This is a genomic window from Microtetraspora sp. AC03309 (assembly GCF_020826795.1).
GTDB lineage: Bacteria > Actinomycetota > Actinomycetes > Streptosporangiales > Streptosporangiaceae > Microtetraspora > Microtetraspora glauca.
Map to the genome: position 1 here is coordinate 1 of NZ_JADDIL010000396.1, position 565 is coordinate 565.

The window sequence follows — 565 nt, forward strand, 5'->3', positions numbered from 1 at the left end:
TGGATTATCTTCTGCAGACCAACAATATCGCCGTGCCGTTGCACTGGGGCCCGCTCACCTACCGACGGGCTGAAGAACTTGTTCGACGCCAGAACGCGTCTGGATTCAGCCTACCTCCGAAGGCGCTGATCGAATTCATGGCGCAGAGTGTCAGCACCGACCAGATATGCCTGTTGAAGCATGTGCCCGAGGTATTCCACGGAGATGTGGTCGCCTTCTCCGCACTGCGGCGGGTGAGCCACGGAAACGCCGGTACCCGCTCACGCTCGGGATGGAGCAGGTTCCGGAGTCGGGTGGCCATCAGGTCCTGCCTGAAGAGTTGGGGACCATTCGTCGACGGTGATATCGAGGTGACCACTGTCGACTGCACGCACTTCCAGATGTTCAATGCCGAGTCGCTGAGTGAGTATGGCCGGCACCTTTCGACTTCACTGGATTGCTGACACAGCCGGTCCAACTCTCGCGTCGACCCAGGAGGGGTGATGAGGAACATTTTCAGAATGCTGTTCACGGGCACGCTGGGGCTGGTGTCCTACGCATTGTTCGTGTTTGTGCCGGCCGGCAC

1 protein-coding gene is annotated in these 565 nt (G+C 59.3%); it reads left to right on the top strand.

Annotation, left to right across the window (positions count from 1 at the left end):
- Positions 1 to 443 (top strand): hypothetical protein (locus IMZ11_RS43520; RefSeq protein WP_228649548.1); only part of this gene is annotated, 443 nt, incomplete at its 5' end.
- Between the last annotated feature and the right edge of the window lie 122 nt (positions 444 to 565).